We start from the raw sequence: 1,273 nt of genomic DNA on the forward strand, positions 1-1,273 counted from the left end.
GATCTGCCCGCGTTTGCTCTGAATTTCTAGAATTGGAATCACAGGGTTCATGCTTACCGACACCATAAAATCTACCTTCAAAGATGCAGCTAAGAAACTAACTGGCAGCTGCAAAAGAGACTTCATGGCAAAAGTTACTGAAGATTACTTCGATAGTTCAGCACGCATTGCAGAGACAGTTTTAGGATGGAATCGCTCCTGTGTACAACTTGGCTTGCATGAACGGCGGACGGGGATAGTCTGTGTGGATAACTATCATGCAAGGGGACGACATAATAGTGTTGAGATTCTGCCGAATTTAGAAGCAGATATTTGTTCTTTGGTAGATGCTCAAGCCCAAGCAGACCCAAAATTTCAATCGACCTTTCTATATGCTCGTATCAGTGCCAGAGCGGTACGAGAAGCATTAATCTGTGAAATCGGTTATGACCACAGTCAATTGCCGTCTCGTCAAACTCTGGGGAAGATTCTTAATAGCTTGGGGTATCGCCTAAAAAAACACAAAAAACAAAGCCCTTGAAAAAGATTCCGCAAACAGATGCCATTTTCGACAATGTGTTTCGGGAAAATCAGGCATCGGATGAAAATCCCAAATCGTTGCGAGTGTCTATAGATACCAAAGCCAAGGTGAAGATAGGTAACCTTTCCAGAGGTGGTAAAGCTCGGACATTAGAACCAAAAGCTGCGGATGACCACGATACACAGTGGCAACAAGTCTTAGTTCCTTTTGGTATTCTCAACACCCACAGTGACCAGCTATCAATTTACTTCGGTCAGTCGGCTGAAACTAGTGATTTTATTGTCGATTGTTTAACCGCTTGGTGGCATGAGAATCAACACAATTATCAAAATATCGATGAATGGGTTATTGATCTCGATGGTGGTGCAGCAACTCGCAGTAACCGCACACAATTTATCAAACGCATGGTTGAACTCTCTTGTGCAATTAATTTAAGAATCCGACTGATTTACTATCCTCCGTACCATAGCAAGTACAATCCGATAGAGCGGTGTTGGGCAGCCCTAGAGAACTATTGGAATGGCGCAATTCTGGATTCGATTGAAGTTGCCATCAAGTGGGCTTCCAATATGACTTGGAAAGGGATTGCACCCATTGTTCATCGTATTGAAGCAACCTATGAAAAAGGAATCAAGGTTCTGTCACAAGAGTTAGAACACTACCAAACCTTCTGGCAACCTTCCGAAACTCTACCTAAATGGGATATCACAATTTTCCCCGTTTAATTGGTATCTTATTTTCTTGCAAATCCCT

The 1,273-nt window shown here is 42.7% G+C and carries 2 protein-coding genes; both read left to right on the forward strand.

Going from position 1 to position 1,273, the window contains the following annotated elements:
• The first annotated feature begins 124 nt into the window (after window positions 1-124).
• On the forward strand, window positions 125-520 hold the full coding sequence (locus ABF638_RS37995) for a hypothetical protein (protein ID WP_435027886.1): 396 nt from the start codon (window positions 125-127) through the stop codon (window positions 518-520).
• Window positions 517-1,245, forward strand: a complete 729-nt coding sequence (locus ABF638_RS38000) for an ISAzo13-like element transposase-related protein (RefSeq protein ID WP_435027887.1) — start codon at window positions 517-519, stop codon at window positions 1,243-1,245. The genes ABF638_RS37995 and ABF638_RS38000 overlap by 4 nt, the downstream gene beginning before the upstream one ends.
• Window positions 1,246-1,273 lie beyond the last annotated feature (28 nt).

The sequence above is a fragment of the Nostoc sp. CALU 1950 genome (assembly GCF_051172895.1).
Taxonomy (GTDB): domain Bacteria; phylum Cyanobacteriota; class Cyanobacteriia; order Cyanobacteriales; family Nostocaceae; genus Nostoc; species Nostoc edaphicum_A.

Excerpts from the sequence above, each read along its gene's own strand:
- ABF638_RS37995 (WP_435027886.1), top strand. The coding sequence starts at position 125 with ATGGCAAAAGTTACTGAAGATTACTTCGATAGTTCAGCACGCATTGCA.